We start from the raw sequence: 17659 nt of genomic DNA on the forward strand, positions 1-17659 counted from the left end.
GCCGGCGGCTTTGCTGATCGCTCTCATTTCAACCGACTATCCACCGCTGCGGACTTCCGCGGCCGTGCAGTTGCGCGACCTCGCGCAGCAAATCGCCGGGCTCGGTCATCGTCCGGTGGTCATCGTTCCATCTCCAATGTCGGATAAGCCATGGATGGTCGAACGGATGGACGGCATTGAGGTGCTGCGGCTCGCGGCGCCACCGACGCGCTCGCCGTCCTTCGTAAGGCGGGCGATCGCCGAGATGTGGCTTCCGTTTGCGATGGTTCGCAGCATGCGTCGCAGCCCCTTTGCTTCCGCGCAATGGGACTTGCTGGCGTGGTATTCGCCACCGATCTTTTTCGGCCCGCTGGTCGCCGTGCTGCGACGAAAGTGCCGAGCCCGGACCTACCTAATCCTCCGAGACATCTTCCCGGAGTGGGCCCTCGATCTGGGGCTGATCAAGAGGGGGCCGGTCTTTTTCCTGTTCAAGACCGTGGCCGCCATTCAGTACGCAATCGCCGACGTCATCGGAGTGCAGACGCCGTCCAACCTCGCTTACCTCTCGAGCTGGGCGAGCCCGTCGCGCCGCATCGAGGTTCTGCATAACTGGCTCAGAATTACACCCGACATCGGCTGCAGCATTGCGCTCGAGAAGACTGCTCTCGTTGGCCGAAAGATCTTCGTCTACATAGGCAACATGGGCGTCGCCCAAGGTCTCGACATTTTTCTCGAGCTTGTCGAGCTTTCGCTTGACCGCACCGACATCGGGTTTGTCTTCGTGGGCCGAGGCTCCGAATTTGCCCGCCTGCAGGCGGCGAAGGTATCGCGGGGGCTGACGAACGCGCTATTCTTCGACGAAATCGATTCGTCCGAAATTCCCGGTCTTCTTGCGCAATGCCATGTCGGCTTGGTCGCGCTCCATCCGGACCACAAGACCCACAATATTCCCGGCAAATTTGTTTCGTATGTTCAATATGGCATTCCCGTACTCGCACGTGTAAATGCTGGTACGGACCTGCAACGGTTGATTGAGAATGAGCAGGTGGGCAAAGTGTATGTCGGAGATTCCGTGAGCGAACTGAAACGGTTAGCCGAAGAACTCGTGGATGACGAGGGCCAGCTTCGCGCCATGGCCGATCGTGGACGGAGACTAGGCCGCTCGATGTTCTCGCCGGTCGCGGCGGCCCGTCAGATTGTTGCTTCGGCAGACGCTGCGTCTGCGAACCCTGGGCGTGATCGACATTAGGCGCAAGGTGGGGAACAGGCTCGCGGGCATGGAATGGAACTTTATAGTCGGGTGGGATGTTCCGCTTCTGCGCTCTTAGGCATGAGTGAGGGGATGGCCTTGCGGATCTTGGTGACCGGCTCCTCGGGATTTATCGGGTCGGCCGTGGCGTCCGCGCTCGCAAATGCTGGCCATGTCGTGCGGGGCACCTCGCGCAGGCGCAGCGCGTTCCTGGACGCAGTCGGTGTCGAGTGGATGGAACTGCCGGATCTCGAGGGCAGTGTCGACTGGTCCCCGCTGCTCGACGGCATCGATACTGTCATTCATCTCGCCGCCATCGCCCATCGCAGCCACATCGACAGCGGGCAGTATGCCCGGGCCAATCGGCTGGCGACCGCGAATCTGGTGCAGGCCTGCGCGCGCCATCAGGTCAAGCACCTGATTTTCATGTCTTCGATCAGCGCGCAGGCGGGCTCTGCAGCGGACCACGTCGTCACCGAGCAGGACGAGCCGTGGCCGATCACGGCCTATGACCGGGCGAAACTCGCCGCGGAGGAGGAAATTCGCCACGCCGGCGTACCCTTCACGATTCTGCGGCCGGTCATCGTCTACGGTCCCGGGGCCAAGGCGAATATCGCCATGATGATCCGGATCGCGGCGCTGCCCGTGCCGCTCCCGTTTGGCTCCTTCAAGAACCGCCGGTCGCTGTTGTCCATTGACAATCTAGTGCAGGCGGTAATGGTCTGCCTCGACAATCCCCAGGCGATCAATCGGACCTTCATCGTCTGCGATCCGGAGCCGATCACGCTTGCGGATATGATCGCGACGTTGCGGGAGGCGGCGGGTCGTCCGCCCAACCTGATCCAAGTACCGCCGTTGGCGGTGCGGGCGCTGGTGATTGCGGCGGGGCGACATTCGCTATGGGATCGCATCGGCCGGGATCTCGTGGCAAGCTCGGCGGACCTTCAGAAGGTCGGATGGTGTCCCCGCGTGGCGACGCGAGACGGTCTGCGCGCCATGATGCAGGCGGCCATCCCACAGTCCCAGGATTCGTCGCGATGAAGCGAATGCTCGATGTTGCGGCGGGGGTGCTCCTCCTCCTGGCGCTCTCGCCGGTCCTCCTTCTGGTTGCTGTCGCCATCCGGTTTGAGAGCAGGGGGGGAGCGATCTACAAGCAAATCCGCGTCGGAAAGGAAGGGCGCGAATTCACCTGTTACAAATTCCGGACGATGTTCACGGGCACGGCTGATGTTCCGACCCATCAGGTCTCAGCATCCGCGGTCACTCCGCTCGGCGGCTATCTTCGGCGTTTCAAGATCGACGAGCTGCCGCAGCTCTTCAACGTGATCGGCGGCAGCATGAGTCTGGTCGGCCCGCGGCCCTCTTTGCCTTCGCAGGTCGAACTCGTCGAGGCGCGGCGGCGGCTGGGCGTGCTCGACGTGCGCCCCGGTATCACCGGGCTTGCCCAGGTCAGGGGTGTCGATATGTCAGACGCGGAGCGCCTCGCCGAGCTCGATGCGCGCTACATGCAGGACCAGAGTTTCGCGGGCGATCTCAAATTGATCTGGGCGACCTTGCGCGGGCAGGGGGTAGGCGTAGATCAGGTCGTCCGGACTTAGCGCTTGTGACGCATCGTTCCTCCCATGATGCGGTGATTCCTGATCTCGCGGAGGAGCAGCATCCGTTTGGTTTGTGCGGCATTGAGCAAGCTCTCGAACAGGACCAGGACTTCGCGCGCCTGGACGTAGACTTCAGTGGTGATGGCGTGTTGATCGAAGCCATAGGCCGCAAGCCGTGCGTCGATTTCGCTTGTGGCAAGTGGATCAATCCGCCAGCTCAGAGCATTTTGCAGCGTGTAGTACTCGGCTTGATCTTCGAAGTCGGGGGTGATCCCGACCAGGTCGATGCGCCGTAGGGCCGCCGCAATCGCCTTTTGGCGATAGGTCTCGAGCAACCTGTGGCGCAACACGCGGTAGCGTTGGATTTCCCAGGACAGTTCGGCGACGTCAATGGCGAGCAGCCACTCGATGGCAGACCGGGGCGCAAGGTCCGCGAAGATCGCCTGCCGTAGTGCCTGGTAATGTTCGAGGTGTTCACCGGGAAGCAGCAGGGGCGGCGGCGCCAACGCCTCAAACTCGACCGGTAGCGCCGTTATGGTGAGCTCGCGTGCGGTTTGGAAGAGGCCGTTCATCGGGGTAAGGCCTCCGAACCAAGGTTTGCGGGCAGCGGGGCGATGCTGGTGGCGGAATGGGTCGGACCGTGAACGGGGCTCGCTGCCCACAAGTCCTGCGCGACCGGCAACGGCGCGATCTGCAGGTTGGTCCACCACGCGCGCTCGTTGCCGTGCCGATGCAGCTCCTCGTGATGCGCGCGGCACAACGAGACGGCTAACTCATCGCTGACCTTGCGGCCGAGCGCTCCGGATTGGGCGAACTTCAGATGATGGGCATCGCACGGGGCTTGCTGGCACACCAGGCAGGGCTGCTCGCGGACAAATAACAGGTGCGCCTTGCTGCGCTTGCGGGGCGGCTCCTTGGGATATGCGAGCCCGGTCTCGGGCGCGGCAGGCAGCGCTGGCTGCAGCAACGCCGGCTAAGTCGCGAGCGGCAGCGGCAGGTGAGAGAAAAATGATCAACGCGCCAACCGTCTGGCGCGCTTTGAGCGATCAAGCTACCTAATCCGCATATCGGGAAAGTAATAGCGCCGCGCCACCGGACTGGGCTTAAGGCTGTCTCAGTCGTTTGAAAGGGGTGAGTGTGGCGGCATATACCAGAGCCCGGTGCAGGCCGCTTTAGTCAATTTGTGCCATTTAGAAGCCACTCACAGTGCGAGGGCTACTGTTTCAATCCCAGCCGTATGGTCTCATAGCCCCTCTGCAAGATCGCCTGCCACCACGGCTTCTGCACGATATACCAGCGCACGGTTTTCTCGATCCCACTCTCGAAATTCTCTTCCGCGCGCCAGCCAAGCTCGCGCTCGAGCTTTGAGGCATCGATCGCGTAGCGGCGGTCGTGGCCGGGGCGGTCAGTGACGTGGGAGATCAGGCGGCGGTACGGGCCGTCCGCGGTCGGGGCGAGGTCGTCGAGTAGGTCGCAGATCGTCTCCACCACATGCAGGTTCGTGCGCTCGTTGCGGCCGCCGACATTGTAGGTCTCACCGACCTTGCCGCGCTCCAGCACCAGCGTCAGCGCCTTGGCGTGGTCCTCGACATAGAGCCAGTCGCGAATGTTTTTGCCGTCGCCATAGACCGGCAGTTTTTGGCCAGCCAGCCCCTTGATGATCACAAGCGGGATCAGCTTCTCCGGAAAGTGATACGGTCCGTAGTTGTTAGAGCAGTTGGTCATCAGGGTCGGCAGCTCGTAGGTCTCCCGCCAGGCGCGCACCAGATGGTCGGACGAGGCCTTGCTCGCTGAATAGGGCGAGTTCGGCGCATAGGCCGTGGTCTCCGTGAACAGGCCGTCCTCGCCGAGCGAGCCGAACACCTCATCGGTGGAGATGTGCAGGAAGCGGAAGCGCTCGCGCTTCTCGCCCGCTAGGCTGCGCCAGTGGCGCAGCGCCTCCTGGAGGATCGTGAAGGTGCCGACGATGTTGGTCTGGATGAACTCGCCGGGGCCGTCGATCGAGCGGTCGACATGACTTTCGGCAGCGAGATTCATCACCGCGTCCGGCTGATATTTTTCGAACAGTTGTCGCAGGCCGGGGCCATCGCAAATGCACTGCTTCTCGAATGCGTAATGCGGGTTGCCCACGGCGCCCGGCAGCGAGTCGAGATTGGCCGCATAGGTCAGCTTGTCGATGTTGACCACCCGCGCATGGGTGTCGCGAAGCAGGTGCCGCACCACGGCCGAGCCGATGAAGCCCGCACCGCCGGTGACGAAGATCGTGGAATCCTTGAAGCGCATGCGTGCCCCTCGTAGTGACTAGCGCGCGAAAGAGCGCGCCACGGATTTCAGATATTCGCCATAGCTGCTCTTGGCAGATTTCTCGGCGACAATCTCAAATTGCTGCAGCGAAATGTAGCCCTGGCGAAGCGCGATCTCCTCGGGGCAGGCGATGCGCAGGCCCTGGCGCTGCTCCAGGATCTGCACGAAGTGGCTTGCCTCCACCAGCGAAGCATGCGTGCCGGTGTCGAGCCATGCAAAGCCGCGGCCAAGCACTTCAACGAAAAGGTCGCCACGCTCCAGATAGGCCTTGTTGACGTCGGTGATCTCGATCTCCCCGCGCGCCGACGGCTTCACATTGGCAGCGATGTCCAGCACGTCGTTGTCGTAGAAATACAGCCCGGTCACCGCCACGTTGGATTTCGGCTGCTTCGGCTTCTCCTCGATCGACAATGCGCGGCCCGTCGCATCCAGCTCGACGACGCCATAGGCCTGCGGCTCGTTGACCATGTAGCCGAACACGGTCGCCCCCTTTTTGCGGAACGAGGCGTTCGACAGCATGCTCGGAAGGCCGTGGCCATAGAAGATATTGTCGCCCAGGATCAACGCGACCGAATCCGAGCCGACAAATTCACGCCCGACGATGAACGCATCCGCTAGACCCCGCGGCGTCTCCTGGTTCGCATACTCAAAACGCAGACCGATGTCCGAACCGGTGCCGAGCAGGCGCTGAAACAGCGGCTTGTCCTGCGGGGTGGAGATGATGAGGATGTCCCTGATCCCCGCCAGCATCAGCGTCGAGAGCGGGTAATAGATCATCGGCTTGTCAAAAACCGGAAGCAGTTGCTTCGAAACAACCGTCGTCACCGGATAAAGACGCGAGCCGGTTCCCCCAGCGAGGATGATCCCCTTCATAGTCCCTCACAGGATTTACTATTCAGAAAAGTTGCAGATAGCGTGCACTGCACAAATTTGTTATAGAGCTAGAGTAAATTGATGACGCCGAGGCGTAGGCGCTGCAGATGAATGTAATTCCGACAGATATTCCCGAAGTCCTGATTATTGAACCTAAACTGTTTGGCGATCAACGCGGTTTCTTCCTGGAAACCTATCAGTTTCGACGTTACGTGGAAGCCGGGATTCATCGTCCTTTTGTTCAGGACAACATGTCCCGCTCGGCCCGCGGCGTGCTGCGCGGGCTGCACCTTCAAAACCCCTTCACCCAGGGCAAGCTGGTCAGCGCGTTGCGCGGCCGTGTGCTCGATGTCGCCGTTGATGTCCGCGTCGGCAGCCCGAATTTTGGGCGGCACGTTACCGTTGAATTGAGCGAAGAGAACCGCCGGCAATTGTGGGTCCCCCGCGGCTTCGCGCACGGCTTTGTGGTGCTCTCCGAGACGGCCGATTTCTTCTATAAATGCGATGACCTCTATAGCCCGAAAGACGAGGTTTCCATCCGCTGGAACGATCCGGCGATCGGGATCAAATGGGGCATCGACGATCCCTCGCTCTCGGCCAAGGACGCGGCCGCTCCGCTGCTTGCGGACGTCAAGAATCTTCCGATCTACGGGCAAGTCTGATGCGCATTCTGTTGACTGGTACCCAAGGGCAGGTCGGTGGAGCGCTGCTTCCATTGCTTCGAGACAAGCATGAGGTCGTTGCGCCGGCCCTGGAGGAGTTCGATCTGTCGAAGCCGGAGTCGCTGGCCGGCAAACTTGAAGCGTTCAAGCCCGACCTCATCATCAATCCGGCGGCCTATACCGCGGTCGACAAGGCCGAGGACGAGGAAGCCCTCGCCTTCCTGATCAACGGCGACGCACCGGCCGTTCTGGCGCGCTGGGCCGCGGCGCACGGCGTGCCGCTGGTTCATTTCTCGACCGATTATGTGTTCGACGGCAGCGGCGGCCGGCTCTGGCGCGAGGACGATCCGACCGGTCCGCTCTCGGTCTATGGCCGCAGCAAGCTTGCAGGCGAGAGCGCGGTTCGGAGCGCTGGCTGCGCGCATCTGGTGGTGCGGACCGCCTGGGTCTATGCCGCGCAAGGCGCGAATTTCATGCGCACCATGATCCGGCTTGCCAAAGAGCGCGAGTCGCTGCGGGTGGTGGCGGACCAATTCGGAACGCCCACGACGGCGCGCACCATCGCGTCGGCCCTCGTTGAAATCCTAAGGAAAGGCGAGGCAGACCTGCCCGATGTCTTCGCGCGCGCGAAAGGACTCGTCCACCTCACCAATTCGGGCTCGACCAGCTGGCATGGCTTTGCTAGCGCGATCGTAGAGGGGCTGCGGTCCAGGGGCGTGCCGCTGAAGGCGGCCGAGGTCCTTCCGATTGCCACCAAGGACTATCCGACCAGGGCCACGCGCCCAGCCAATTCGCGGCTGGATCTGTCGCGCCTGAAGGAAGCCTATAGTGTTGAACCGCCGATGTGGGAGAACTGTCTCTCGGAGGAGCTAGACGACTTCTTTGCGCTCGAAAGGGGCGCGTCAGAATCCTAAACCCCTGGCAATTCTATCTTAGTGTTCCCCAATTTTTTCCCGTCATGTGCGACAGCTCCGACAGGCGGCTGGGCCATTCTCGCGCAACAGCCCGGCTTTCGTCATTTCCGAGAACTGGAGCTGGTTGCTTTTGCTCTCGTCTAACGCGCTGACCCCAAGAAGGTACGTTAACTTTGTTCCATTCTCGACCGATGTTGGCGCGCGCCGGCGAACGTCGAGCAGCCCGCGCGGCGTGCCGTCCGGGCGCTCACCGCGATAACCCACGATCTCGGCGACAACGCGGGCGAACTCGGCGATGGTGATATGGTCGCCAGTGCCTACGTTGACCGAGTTCTTCATCAGGTGCACACAGGCATCGCCCATTTCGTCGAGATAAAGAAACTCGCGACGCCGCTTACTGGTGCCCCACACGACGACGCTCTTCGCGCCCGATGGCTCGCGCGCCTGGACGTGGATCTCCACGCTAATGGTGTGTTGATCAAAGCCGTATGAGGCTAAGCGGGCTTCGATGTCTTGCGCGGAAGGCCCGTTCGTGAACGCGGTGCCTCCAGCAGGACCGATAGTGTAGGACATTACGATGATGAGACCGGCAAAGCGGGACGGTGACCTACACCGATTGAACATGGTGTGATCTCGTTTCCAATCGGGAGTCCGACGCCGTCAGATGCCGCGGACCGCATCCAACTGAAGCGATCCTTGAGCGCATGCTGGAATGGAGAGCTCGCGCTCGGGATCTCGATGTTAACTTTCAGCGCTGGCGGCGCATCGGTCCACCTACGAGGCGCTGATTCCTGATCTCGCGAAGGAGCAGCATGCGCTTGGTCTGTGCGGCGTTGAGCAGGCCCTCGAACAGGACCAGGATGTCGCGCGCCTGCACGTAGACTTCGGTGGTGATGGCGTGCGCATCGAAGCCATAGGACGCCAGGCGCGCGTCGATCTCGGTCGCAGCGATGGGATCAATTCGCCAGCTCAACGCATTTTACAGCGTGTAGTACTCGGCCTCCTCTTCGAAGTCGGGATCGATCCCGACCATGTCGATGCGCCGCAGGGCCGCCTCAATCGCCTTTTGGCGATAGGTCTCCAGAAGCTTGTGGTAGCAAGCGGTAGCGCCGTATCTCCCAGGACAGTTCGGCGACGTCGATCGCGAGCAGCCACTCGATGGCGGATCGCGGCGCAAGGTCCGCGAAGATCGCCTGCCGCAATGCCTGGCAATGTTCGAGGTGTTCACCGGGATTCAGCAGGGGCGGCGGCGCCAACGCTTCAAACTCGACCGGCAGCGCCGTGACGGTCAGCTCGCGCGCCGTTTGGAAGAGGCCGTTCATCGGGGTGAGGCCTCCGAACCAAGGTTTGCGGGCAGCGGCGCGATGCTGACCGCGGCCGGACCGTGGGCCGGGCTCGCTGACCACAAGTCCTGCGCGACCGGCAACGGCGCGATCTGCAGGTTGCTCCACCACGCGCGCTCGTTGCCGTGCCGATGCAGCTCCTCGTGATGCGCGCGGCACAGCGGGACCGTGAACTCATCACTGACCTTGCGGCCGAGCGCTCGGGGTTGGGCGAATCTCAGATGATGGGCATCGCACGGGGTTTGCTGGCAGACCAGGCAGGGCTGCTCCCGGACAAACACCAGGTGCGCCTTGCTGCGCTTGCGCGGCGGCTCCTTGGGGTGGGCGAACCCGGTCTCGGGCAGCGCTGGCTGCAGCGCGGCCTCGGCGTCCGCCGCAGCGAGCGGCGCTGCTGGCAGGCTTGGCGTGCCGGCCGACGGCTCGGCCTGAGCACGGGCAGCGTCCTCAAGCTTGGCCTGATAGGCGGCCTCGACGCGGCGGGCATCCAGCTCCTGCAGGGTGTTCTTGAGCGGGAGGCTCGCCATGGCCCAGCTGAGCAGATCGGTGCTGGCCGACAGAGCTTCGAGCTGGCGCAACAGCTGCTCGCGGAGTGCGGCGGACTCGCCCGGCCGCAGCACCGGCGCACGGTTGAGAGCGCCCTTGCCGGGCGAGGCCTTGAGGTTGGGCGGTGCCGGGGGACCGGCGACCGTATCCGGCGCGTCCAGATCATCCTCGCCGGCAATCCCGACCAGAGCGAACAGGGCGTAGCGTCGGGCGTAGGTCAACGCCGCGCCCATGCGGTGCGGCGCCTCGACATCCCGCGTGGCGCAGACCGGCCAGTCCGAGGAGATCCACTCGCCGGAGGAATGCGCGAGCAGGGTGGTGAGATGGATGTGGCCGGTGGTTGCCTCGACCCGGGTGGTCTGGATGGTGGCGATCTCCTGCTGGCTGAGGGTCTTGCGCACGATGTCGAGGCCGCTCGCCAGCGAGGCGTAGCGAAAGGTCCGGTCGTCATCGCGCAGAAACGGCGAGCGGATCTGCGCGGTCAGGGTCTTTTCCGGGTTGGTCAGTTCGGCTTGCGCGCGGGCCAAAGCGGCCGCGATCGCGCCAATATGCTCACTGGCCTGATGCATGGACGCTCTCCATCTCAACCGGATCAAAACTGACCGCGCCGGCCTTGGAGCGCTTGGCGCGAACGCCGTGGCCGATCGCTTCCTTGGCATCCTCGGGCAGCAGCTTCTTGAGCTCGGTCTTGGCCAGTTCGTGCTCGCCATGGGCCGCCCGGGTGCGCAGGTAGGTCGCCGCGCACTCCGCCCAGAGATTGGAGGCGGTCATGTCGACGACCTTGATCGCGGCGAGCCGCGGGCGCGGGGTCTCGATTCCGAACAGGAGCGGCGGCTCGCCGCTCTGCACGCAGCGCCAGAACTTCTTTTCCGCCGTCAGCAGCAGGTGCTGGTAGAGCGGGTCGGCATGCACGGTGATCTCGACCCATTTGCCGCCGCCGGTGATGATCGAGAGCACGGCCGAGCGTGCCGCGACCACCCACATGTTGTGTTGCAGCTGCGCCATGTGCTTCTCGGCCGCCGCCTCTTCGGTAAAGGCCCAGGGCAGCATGAACTTGGCCTCGAACACCGCGCCGCTCTGCGCGACGATGCCGTCCAGCGTGGCCGCCATCCAGCCGTGGACGGGATGCCGCACCCGCTTCTGGATGTCGGTGACGGTCTGGCCACTACTACGCTGGTACCAGCTTCGATTGAGCTCTTCCGTGACGCGGCCGAGCTGCACGATCAGGTTTTGCGAAAAATCTTGCGGCGCGACCTCGCCACGCTTTTCCCGCCACAGGCGAACGAGTTCGTCCTGATCGTCGCCCATGATGATGCGCGCGTCCGAGCCGCCGATGAAGGCGCGCCGATCGTGGGGGTTGAACGTGATGACGGAATGAGGCGCCTCGGCGCCGTCGGTTGACATCGTGGCCACCGGTATCTCCTTAGGTTCTGGCAAACGCGGCCTGCCGCCGCACCGCCAAAAGCCCCGCACCCGCGAGGTGAGATACCCGGACCATCGGTTGCGCCCGGTCTATTCAGTAGCGCTCCTTTTGCCACAAAATGCCAGTCCTTTCTGCAGCAAGATTCTTGCTCTTTTGCGCCTAAATCCTTGATGCGTCGGCGCTTTGGAGTGACGTTTGTCGCTGGCTAGACGGCCAAAGGCGCGGGGGGCCACGACCATGGCATCAAACCGACAAATCGAAGCCAATCGCACCAACGCCAAGCGCAGCACGGGGCCGAAAACGGTGTCCGGAAAAGCACGGTCCAGCCGCAACGCCTTGCGCCACGGACTGGCCGGGTGCTGCAAGCGGGATGACCGGGCGCTTGCGACGCTGTTGGTCACAATTTGCTCCGGCCTCGGGTGTGAGATCGGACCGGAGATGGCAGCCGCCGTTGCGCAGGCCAAGTGCGACCTCTGGCGCGTGCGGCTGGTCGCCAAGCGATGTTGGCCGATCTATGGGATGGCCCGGTCGTGGATATCGCGCGGCTCTCGAACGGAAAGCATAAGGTCCGCCTGGGTCCTTGGTGCGGATGACATAGGCCAAGCGGTGCGCGCTATCTCAACCAATAAAGTATCTCGGTTGCGGAAGGAGCCCCAAGCCTTGCCTGCGATCCGCTCGATCCATTCGGTGGATTGTCCCAATCCACCTCGAAAGTGATGCGTCGTTCAGCTTCCGTGCGCCAGTTCAGAAACTGGGATAGCGCGTCCATCATGTCATCGGTCTTGCCGAGGGGAAACGAGACATACTCCAACATGAAATCGTCGAGCCAGGGCGCCGTCCGGGGCAAGACGAGGGAGCCGGCCTGCAGCTTTGCGGTCTGGCCGCTCATACGCGACCACTTGTCTTTGGTCGGTTTGATTGCAACCACGCCTTGCAGGCCGCGCCGCCTCAGCTCGCTGATCAGTGGGCCCCCCATAGCAGTATCTTCGATGAGCACGGCATGAGGCGTGTGTTTGACTGCCTGCTGCAGCATAATTTGGTAAAGAGCGTAGAACTCAACCTTTCCGCGCCAAAGATCGGTGAGATAATATTGGTTTCGATTGCAGACAAGAAATGTCAGACAAGTCGAGTAGTTACTTTTTTCCCCTGCTTTTGCCGCCGTATCACAAGAGAGCACAATTTCGTCTCCAGGTTGACGGCTCGGAAGGATGTCATACGATTTAAGCCATTCTCGTTTGAGCTCATTACCTTGCTCTGGAGCGGGGTCTTGCAGGTATTGTGTCTGAAACACCGGCGCTCCAATTTGGCGCTTCACGTCGTCCAGGACCGGGAGGGGCTCTCGCTTCTGCAGAGGCTCTCCTTCTGCCCAAATTAACGAGCGGTTTTGCAGCTCGATCCTCCTGTCCTCCGGCGCAATCGCGGGCAGAACCAGATGATCCCAACCTCCCTTTTCCAGGAGATGACCGGTTAGGTCTTGTTGATGCAGACGCTGCATCACAACGAACATGCTGCCTTTAGCCTTGTCGTTGAGGCGCGACATCAGCGAACGGACAAACCACTCGTTACAAGTTTTGCGCGTCGTATCTGAAGCCGCGTCAGCTGCATTCAGCGGGTCGTCAACGATGATTGTGTGAGCGCCAAGACCGGTGCAGCTGCCTCCGACGGACATCGCGAGGCGACCGCCGCCTTTCGTCGTTACGAGCTCATCCTCGGCGCTCTTGGCGAGCCGCGTTGGAAATAGATCACAGTACCAAGCCGCCTCCATGATTCGTCGACAGTCGGCGGAAAACGTCGTCGCTACGTGTTGGGAATAGCTGGCGCATATGAATTTGTGGGTAGGATCTTGCCCCAACCTGAAGGCGACCCACACCACTGACACGAGGGTTGACTTCATTGAGCGAGGCGGCGCGTTGATGATCTGTCGCGTCGGACGCCCAATACTCTGGGTCAATGTAAGGGCGATCGATTCGTGGAACCATTCCGAGGAATACGGGTCACTAGGACACAGTTCAGAAAAGGCCTTCATACCGAAGGCAAGAAAGTCGCCGCGCAAGATCGCATCGCGTTCGGCTCTGGTGTAGTTTGGCATTTGCTCACCTCTCATGTTCGTGTTTGGAATGGCGGCGCAGAAAATCTGCAATGATCTCTTGGTCGTGCTCGGTCACGATTGCGCTCTCGCCGTTGGACGCCTCCTTTGGCTCGAATTTCATGATCATGTTGAAGAGCTGCGTGCAGGCCTTGGTGTCGCCCTTTGCCGCCCGCTCGAACAGTCTGAGGAGTACGAGCTCCTGCCGGCTCACCATGCGCTGTTCGCCGTCCTCGCGAATCTGGACGCGCCTTTTCATCATGCTGGTGAGGTCGGTCCTGAGATTGCGCGAGCCCTTTGACCGGCCGTTCGGATTACCTGACTGCCCCGGTTTGAATTGGCACGAACGTGGCGGGCGGCTGTAACCGGTCTTTTGATCGTCAGTCACGGCTGTCTCCTTCGCGAGAGGGGCCAGGCAGCAGAAGCGGCGGCGAGTAAGGCAAGGCGGCTGACGCCGCTTCCCGGTCGGCGAAACGACGGCCAGTCCTTACGCAGATCGCGGCCTGGCCGGTGTGGTTTTGCCAGCGGCGCACAATGACGTCGCAATACAGCGGGTCGATCTCCAAAAGAGCGGCGCGGCGGCCGGTCCGTTCTGCGGCGATCACGGTGGTTCCGGATCCTGCGAAGGGATCCAAGACAAGATCGCCCCGCCGTGTGCAGTCCTTGATCACATCGGCGATCAGGTCGACGGGCTTAACGGTCGGGTGCAAAGCCAGCAGCTCGTCGCGCTGCCGGCCAAAGCTGTTGATGCCCTGATAGGTCCACAGGTTGGTTCGATTGCGGCCGTGGGCGCCGAGCTCAATGTTGTTGATATGCGGCGCCAAGCCGTTCTTGAACACATGAACCAGCTCGTGCTGGGACCGGTAGAATGAGCCCATGCCGGCATTGGTCTTGGCCCAGACACAGGTGTTCTTGTGCTCGCGGTAAACACAGCGTGCGGCCGTCAACAGCTCGAGTGCATGCCGCCAATCCATGAATATGTAGTGCAGTGAGCCATCAACGCTGAATCTGACGAAGCGCGCGCATGCCGCTGTCAAGAACTCGACGAACTGTTGCGGCGCCATTTCACCGGAGGCCATGGCGAACTCGCGGTGCTTGATGCCGCCGCGGCCGCCAACATGGCCGTCGATGGGCATGTTGTAGGGCGGATCGGCGATTACCGCGCGCGCCCGCTGATCGTCCAACACGGCCTTATAGGCCTGTTCGTCCAAGGCATCGTCGCAGATGAGTCGATGCTTGCCAAGCCGCCAGAGATCGCCTCGCCTGCTAACCGCTGGCACGGTCGGCCCAAGCTCGGGTAGGAGGTCAGCGTCCTTGGGGGGCTGATCCAGGATCACATCGATCTCTGCTGTGTCAAATCCGATTGCGGCAAAATCGAAATTCAGCTCGGTTAGAACCTGCAGGTCCTCCCTGAGAACTTGCAGGTCCCAGGTGGCGTTGGCGGCGATTTTGTTGTCGGAGATGGCGACAGCCCGTTTTTGGGCTGGTGACAAATGGCTGATGACGACAACCGGTAATTCCGTGATCCCGAGTTGTTCGGCGGCCACAACGACCGCGTTGCCGTAGATTACGTTGAGGTCTTCGTCGACGCCGATTGGTTTGATCACTCCAAATGTATCCATGCTCTTGGCAAGCTGACCGATCTGCTCCTGCGGATGGCGGCGAGGATTGTGCGCGTTTTTCCTCAGCAACCGCACAGAGACGTATTGGATGTCTAGGTTGAGGGAATTCGACCTTTCGATGGACATGACAGCTCCGGCTCAAGAACGTGCCTATACAGAACCGGAATATTGGCTCTGTAACAGAAGGGGAGGGGTAAGCTGGATCGCTGAAGTCAAATTCGACAAAGCACCGTGCAGACGCCGGCTCGACGCAAGTACGGTTACCGCTTCGATATCGGTTTTGAGCCGGCGGCCGTTCCAGCCGTAGCGGCTTGAACGTTAGCTTGCGACTGGACTAGGTCCCACAGGCTCGGGAATTTCAGGCTTGGCGCCATGCTCGCCGATGAATTTTCGGGTCACTCCAGGGCAGGGCCCCGCATTCGCGCCACGACCGCGTGGATCGTGATGCCGGGTGTAGCCAAGGCGAGTCGAGGTCATCTGCTGTTTGAGTGTTCTCCCGAGACATGGGCCCGTTTCTTCCACACTCTCCCTGTTCTGCCCACGTGTCGCTGAGGGCTCTGCGATTGGGTCGTTTTGCTAGGACGACGCATGGCTCAAGCCGCCCAACAGCGCCAGCCGTTCGCGTCTTCAGTCCGCGGACTGAGAGTCGAATCCGCAAATTTGCAGCGCCCAAGCGTGCGAGCGGTTGGCGACGATAGCCTACGTTTCCGGCCGATCCTGCGCTTCGCCTCGGCCGTCCTTCGAAGCGCGCGGCTCACCCTCCGGCCGACGTCCGTCCTGATATCCAACGCATCCCCGCGCTCCCGATGCTGTCACAAGACCATGGTTTCCGAGGCTGTAAGCGTCCATTTCTCACACGTCGAACTAGTTGGTAACGGTTGGGGGTCGCCAGTTCCAGGGCAGGAGGTCGTCGAGGCGGCTGGCTGGATGCCCATTGGACGTGCGCTCGAGCACGTCCTTGAGATAAGCAAACGGCTCGACATCGTTGAGCTTGGCCGTGGTGATGAGGGAGCAGACGGTTGCCCAGCGGTTGGCGCCGGCGTCGGATCCGGCGAACAGGTGGTTTTTGCGGCCAAGCGTGACAGGCCGGATCGCGCCCTCGACGGTGTTGGTGTCAAGTTCGAGGCGTCCATCATCGAGGAAGCGGCAGAGAGCGTCCCAGCGGGTCAGCGATAGCGGATCGCATCAGCGAGGCTGCTGCGGGGTGGGATGTGGGCAAGCTGGGTTTCCAGCCATAACTTCATGGCCCCAACAAGCGGCAGCGATCTTGCTTGGTGCATTCCCTGCCGCGTTGCGGCGATCTGGCCTCGGATGGAAGGCTCGATCGCATAGAGGTCGGCAATCCTCCGCACCGCCTCAACCGCGATCGGAGAGGCGGTCGCCTGATCGACCTCGTAGAACTTGCGCCGCGCCTGCGCCCAGCAGGCCGCGAGCCGGATGTCGGTGCCGAGCTGCTCAAAGCCGGGGTAGCCGTCGACCTGCACAATGCCTTTGAACTTGGCCAGTTGGGAGACAGGACGCTCGGCCTTCCGGTCGGGGCTGTAGAGATAGACGGCAGCCGGCGGATCGGGTCCATTCCAAGGCCGGTCATCGCGGGCATAGACCCACAGCCGCCCGGTCTTGGTGCGGCCCCGGCCGGGATCCAGCACTGGGATCGGGGTGTCATCGGCAAACAGCTTTTGCGATGCGAACGCGTGCTCGGCGAGTCTCTTCTGCAGCGGCTCAAGCCACTAGCAGGCGCCGCCGACCCAGTTGGCCAGGGTGGAGCGGTCGATCTCGATGCCCTGCCGGGCGAAGATCTGACTTTGCCGGTAGAGCGGCAGTTGATCGCAATACTTGGAGGCTATGACGTGGGCGAGCATCGCGGGGGTCACCAAGCCTTTGGCGATCGGTCGTTCTGGCGCAGGCGCCTGGTGGATGGTCCCGCAGGCTCGGCAGCCATAGCGGGGTCGGCAGACGCGTATGACGCGGAGCCGCGCCGGAACGTGGTCGAGCATCTCGCTGACCGTCTCGCCGATCAGATGCAGCGCGCCGCCACAGCAAGGGCAGGCCTGGCACTCAACATCGAACCGGACATCTTCGCGTGGCAGATGCGCCGGTAGGCTCGGCCGCTCCCTCTCTGGTTTGGCGGCTTCAGTCTTGACGGGAGGAAGCCTGGCCTCGGTTCGCGCCAGCTCGACCTCGAGGTCCTCGAAGCCGAGGTGCAGCTGGTCATCATCGAGCCGTTCCGCGCGCCGGCCGAACTGGCTGCGCTGCAGCTTCTTGATGACAAGATGGAGCCGTTCGATCTCGGCCTGCGCCTCACGGAGCGAAGTGCGCTCGGCTGCGAGCGAGCGCACCAGCTTGTGCAACGTCTCCACATCATCTGGCAGGGAAAGGTGCATCTGGCCCTGGGCTACATCGTGAACGGATCTTGATGCAGCACGCCCTGCACCAGCATCGCGAGGCCGTCGATACCTTTGCGCATGTCGGGGCCACTTGTTCGTGTTCCGCGGGACGCACCAGGACCAACCTGATCAAGATCATCTATTGGCATGGCACCGGGTTCTGCCTGTTCACCAAACGGCTTGAGCATGGTGTCTTCTTATGGCCGCCGAGCGTCAAACTGGACGAGACGCTGTCCCTTACGTCGGCACAGCTCTCGTCACTGATCGAAGGTGTGGACTGGCGCACTCCGGAACAGCGATGGCGTCCCGCAATGGCAGGCTAACGCTGCGACTGATTGACTCGATGATGCAGCGTGAGTAGGAAGAGCGCGAGTCAGCTAGACTTTGCTCTTTACGTTCGGAGGGAGCAGGGTCGTCATGACGCGGTCCTCTCGGTGCTCAGGGCCACATCGGTGATCTCGACGGCGAACAAATGCCGGCGGTGCCAGCTCCTGCTTCCACCGGCACAGAATCCGGCGATCGATGCCATAGCGGCGGCGCCACTTCCGAGACGCTGGCGCCCGGTCGTGCCGCCTCTTCGAGAATCTGGCGCTTGTCCGGTTCACCGAAGCGCCGCCGATGCCCCTCACGTGGCCGAGGAACAATTGGACTGACCGACCGCGAGGAGGGATAAGCC

General features: G+C 62.1%; 17 protein-coding genes and 3 pseudogenes. 6 read left to right on the forward strand and 14 right to left on the reverse strand.

What is annotated here, in order from left to right; genetic code table 11:
* The first annotated feature begins 10 nt into the window (after positions 1–10).
* From JQ632_RS03865 to JQ632_RS03875, 3 genes are all read left to right on the forward strand, one after another.
* Positions 11–1228 carry a glycosyltransferase family 4 protein gene (locus tag JQ632_RS03865; protein ID WP_249151333.1) on the forward strand — a complete coding sequence of 406 codons (1218 nt, stop codon included), beginning with the start codon at positions 11–13 and terminating at the stop codon, positions 1226–1228.
* Between the two features lie 111 nt (positions 1229–1339).
* Positions 1340–2269 carry an NAD-dependent epimerase/dehydratase family protein gene (locus JQ632_RS03870; protein WP_312015564.1) on the forward strand — a complete coding sequence of 310 codons (930 nt, stop codon included), beginning with the start codon at positions 1340–1342 and terminating at the stop codon, positions 2267–2269.
* Positions 2266–2826: a sugar transferase gene (locus JQ632_RS03875; protein WP_212400950.1), complete on the forward strand. Its 561-nt coding sequence runs from the start codon at positions 2266–2268 to the stop codon at positions 2824–2826. Before JQ632_RS03870 ends, JQ632_RS03875 begins: the two co-directional genes overlap by 4 nt.
* Here JQ632_RS03875 and JQ632_RS03880 read toward each other — a convergent pair.
* The 4 genes and pseudogenes from JQ632_RS03880 to rfbA form a co-directional block, all read right to left on the reverse strand.
* Positions 2823–3398, reverse strand: coding sequence for a hypothetical protein (locus tag JQ632_RS03880; protein WP_212400951.1), 576 nt, complete (start codon positions 3396–3398; stop codon positions 2823–2825). The two genes, JQ632_RS03875 and JQ632_RS03880, sit on opposite strands and share 4 nt — an antisense overlap.
* A pseudogene (locus JQ632_RS03885) lies at positions 3395–3796 on the reverse strand (single-stranded DNA-binding protein); the annotation flags it as partial. The pseudogene JQ632_RS03885 and the gene JQ632_RS03880, both read right to left, overlap by 4 nt.
* A 245-nt stretch (positions 3797–4041) precedes the next feature.
* Complete coding sequence (rfbB, locus tag JQ632_RS03890) at positions 4042–5109, reverse strand: dTDP-glucose 4,6-dehydratase (RefSeq protein ID WP_212400953.1); 1068 nt, start codon at positions 5107–5109, stop codon at positions 4042–4044.
* Positions 5110–5127: 18 nt separating this feature from the next.
* The gene (gene rfbA / locus JQ632_RS03895) at positions 5128–6003 is read right to left on the reverse strand and encodes a glucose-1-phosphate thymidylyltransferase RfbA (protein WP_212400954.1); all 876 of its coding nucleotides are present in this window, start codon (positions 6001–6003) and stop codon (positions 5128–5130) included.
* 107 nt (positions 6004–6110) lie between these two features.
* Between rfbA and rfbC the strand changes: the two genes are divergently transcribed.
* A complete protein-coding gene (gene rfbC, locus JQ632_RS03900) occupies positions 6111–6665 on the forward strand; it encodes a dTDP-4-dehydrorhamnose 3,5-epimerase (protein ID WP_212400955.1) in 555 nt (184 codons plus the stop codon).
* Positions 6665–7579 carry a dTDP-4-dehydrorhamnose reductase gene (gene rfbD / locus JQ632_RS03905; protein ID WP_212400956.1) on the forward strand — a complete coding sequence of 305 codons (915 nt, stop codon included), beginning with the start codon at positions 6665–6667 and terminating at the stop codon, positions 7577–7579. The genes rfbC and rfbD overlap by 1 nt, the downstream gene beginning before the upstream one ends.
* A gap of 162 nt (positions 7580–7741) precedes the next feature.
* Here rfbD and JQ632_RS39245 read toward each other — a convergent pair.
* The 10 genes and pseudogenes from JQ632_RS39245 to JQ632_RS39260 all read right to left on the reverse strand — a co-directional run.
* Positions 7742–8011: pseudogene (locus JQ632_RS39245) on the reverse strand (NAD-dependent epimerase/dehydratase family protein); the annotation flags it as partial.
* Between the two features lie 316 nt (positions 8012–8327).
* The gene (locus JQ632_RS39250; RefSeq protein WP_249151335.1) at positions 8328–8552 is read right to left on the reverse strand and encodes a hypothetical protein; all 225 of its coding nucleotides are present in this window, start codon (positions 8550–8552) and stop codon (positions 8328–8330) included.
* 82 nt (positions 8553–8634) lie between these two features.
* Positions 8635–8901, reverse strand: a complete 267-nt coding sequence (locus tag JQ632_RS39255) for a hypothetical protein (RefSeq protein ID WP_249151336.1) — start codon at positions 8899–8901, stop codon at positions 8635–8637.
* Positions 8898–10034 carry an ERF family protein gene (locus JQ632_RS03920; RefSeq protein WP_212400958.1) on the reverse strand — a complete coding sequence of 379 codons (1137 nt, stop codon included), beginning with the start codon at positions 10032–10034 and terminating at the stop codon, positions 8898–8900. Before JQ632_RS03920 ends, JQ632_RS39255 begins: the two co-directional genes overlap by 4 nt.
* Positions 10018–10869, reverse strand: coding sequence for a YqaJ viral recombinase family protein (locus JQ632_RS03925; RefSeq protein WP_249151369.1), 852 nt, complete (start codon positions 10867–10869; stop codon positions 10018–10020). Before JQ632_RS03925 ends, JQ632_RS03920 begins: the two co-directional genes overlap by 17 nt.
* 632 nt (positions 10870–11501) lie before the next feature.
* Positions 11502–12977 (reverse strand): phage terminase large subunit, encoded by a 1476-nt coding sequence (terL, locus tag JQ632_RS03930; protein ID WP_212400960.1) that lies wholly within the window; start codon positions 12975–12977, stop codon positions 11502–11504.
* A gap of 4 nt (positions 12978–12981) precedes the next feature.
* Positions 12982–13362 (reverse strand): DUF5681 domain-containing protein, encoded by a 381-nt coding sequence (locus JQ632_RS03935; protein ID WP_212400961.1) that lies wholly within the window; start codon positions 13360–13362, stop codon positions 12982–12984.
* Entirely contained in the window at positions 13355–14722 is a 1368-nt protein-coding gene (locus JQ632_RS03940) for a site-specific DNA-methyltransferase (RefSeq protein ID WP_212400962.1), read from the reverse strand. The genes JQ632_RS03935 and JQ632_RS03940 overlap by 8 nt, the downstream gene beginning before the upstream one ends.
* A gap of 738 nt (positions 14723–15460) precedes the next feature.
* Positions 15461–16980, reverse strand: a pseudogene (tnpC, locus tag JQ632_RS03945) (IS66 family transposase).
* An 11-nt stretch (positions 16981–16991) separates the two neighbouring features.
* On the reverse strand, positions 16992–17171 hold the full coding sequence (locus JQ632_RS39260; RefSeq protein WP_249151379.1) for a transposase: 180 nt from the start codon (positions 17169–17171) through the stop codon (positions 16992–16994).
* Between JQ632_RS39260 and tnpB the strand changes: the two genes are divergently transcribed.
* Positions 17148–17306: a transposase gene (tnpB, locus tag JQ632_RS39265; protein WP_249151373.1), complete on the forward strand. Its 159-nt coding sequence runs from the start codon at positions 17148–17150 to the stop codon at positions 17304–17306. The genes JQ632_RS39260 and tnpB overlap by 24 nt on opposite strands.
* The last annotated feature ends 353 nt before the right edge of the window (positions 17307–17659 follow it).

The sequence above is a fragment of the Bradyrhizobium liaoningense genome (assembly GCF_018130955.1).
Classification (GTDB): Bacteria; Pseudomonadota; Alphaproteobacteria; order Rhizobiales; family Xanthobacteraceae; genus Bradyrhizobium; species Bradyrhizobium liaoningense_C.

Bases quoted from the DNA above. Each gene is read 5' to 3' on its own strand.
- JQ632_RS39255 (WP_249151336.1), bottom strand. From the start codon at position 8,901: ATGAACGGCCTCTTCCAAACGGCGCGCGAGCTGACCGTCACGGCGCTG.
- JQ632_RS03875 (WP_212400950.1), top strand. From the start codon at position 2,266: ATGAAGCGAATGCTCGATGTTGCGGCGGGGGTGCTCCTCCTCCTGGCG.
- JQ632_RS03880 (WP_212400951.1), bottom strand. From the start codon at position 3,398: ATGAACGGCCTCTTCCAAACCGCACGCGAGCTCACCATAACGGCGCTA.
- rfbB (WP_212400953.1), bottom strand. From the start codon at position 5,109: ATGCGCTTCAAGGATTCCACGATCTTCGTCACCGGCGGTGCGGGCTTC.
- terL (WP_212400960.1), bottom strand. From the start codon at position 12,977: ATGCCAAACTACACCAGAGCCGAACGCGATGCGATCTTGCGCGGCGAC.
- JQ632_RS39260 (WP_249151379.1), bottom strand. From the start codon at position 17,171: ATGCTCAAGCCGTTTGGTGAACAGGCAGAACCCGGTGCCATGCCAATA.
- rfbD (WP_212400956.1), top strand. From the start codon at position 6,665: ATGCGCATTCTGTTGACTGGTACCCAAGGGCAGGTCGGTGGAGCGCTG.
- JQ632_RS03920 (WP_212400958.1), bottom strand. From the start codon at position 10,034: ATGCATCAGGCCAGTGAGCATATTGGCGCGATCGCGGCCGCTTTGGCC.
- rfbC (WP_212400955.1), top strand. From the start codon at position 6,111: ATGAATGTAATTCCGACAGATATTCCCGAAGTCCTGATTATTGAACCT.
- rfbA (WP_212400954.1), bottom strand. From the start codon at position 6,003: ATGAAGGGGATCATCCTCGCTGGGGGAACCGGCTCGCGTCTTTATCCG.
- JQ632_RS03940 (WP_212400962.1), bottom strand. From the start codon at position 14,722: ATGTCCATCGAAAGGTCGAATTCCCTCAACCTAGACATCCAATACGTC.
- JQ632_RS03925 (WP_249151369.1), bottom strand. From the start codon at position 10,869: ATGTCAACCGACGGCGCCGAGGCGCCTCATTCCGTCATCACGTTCAAC.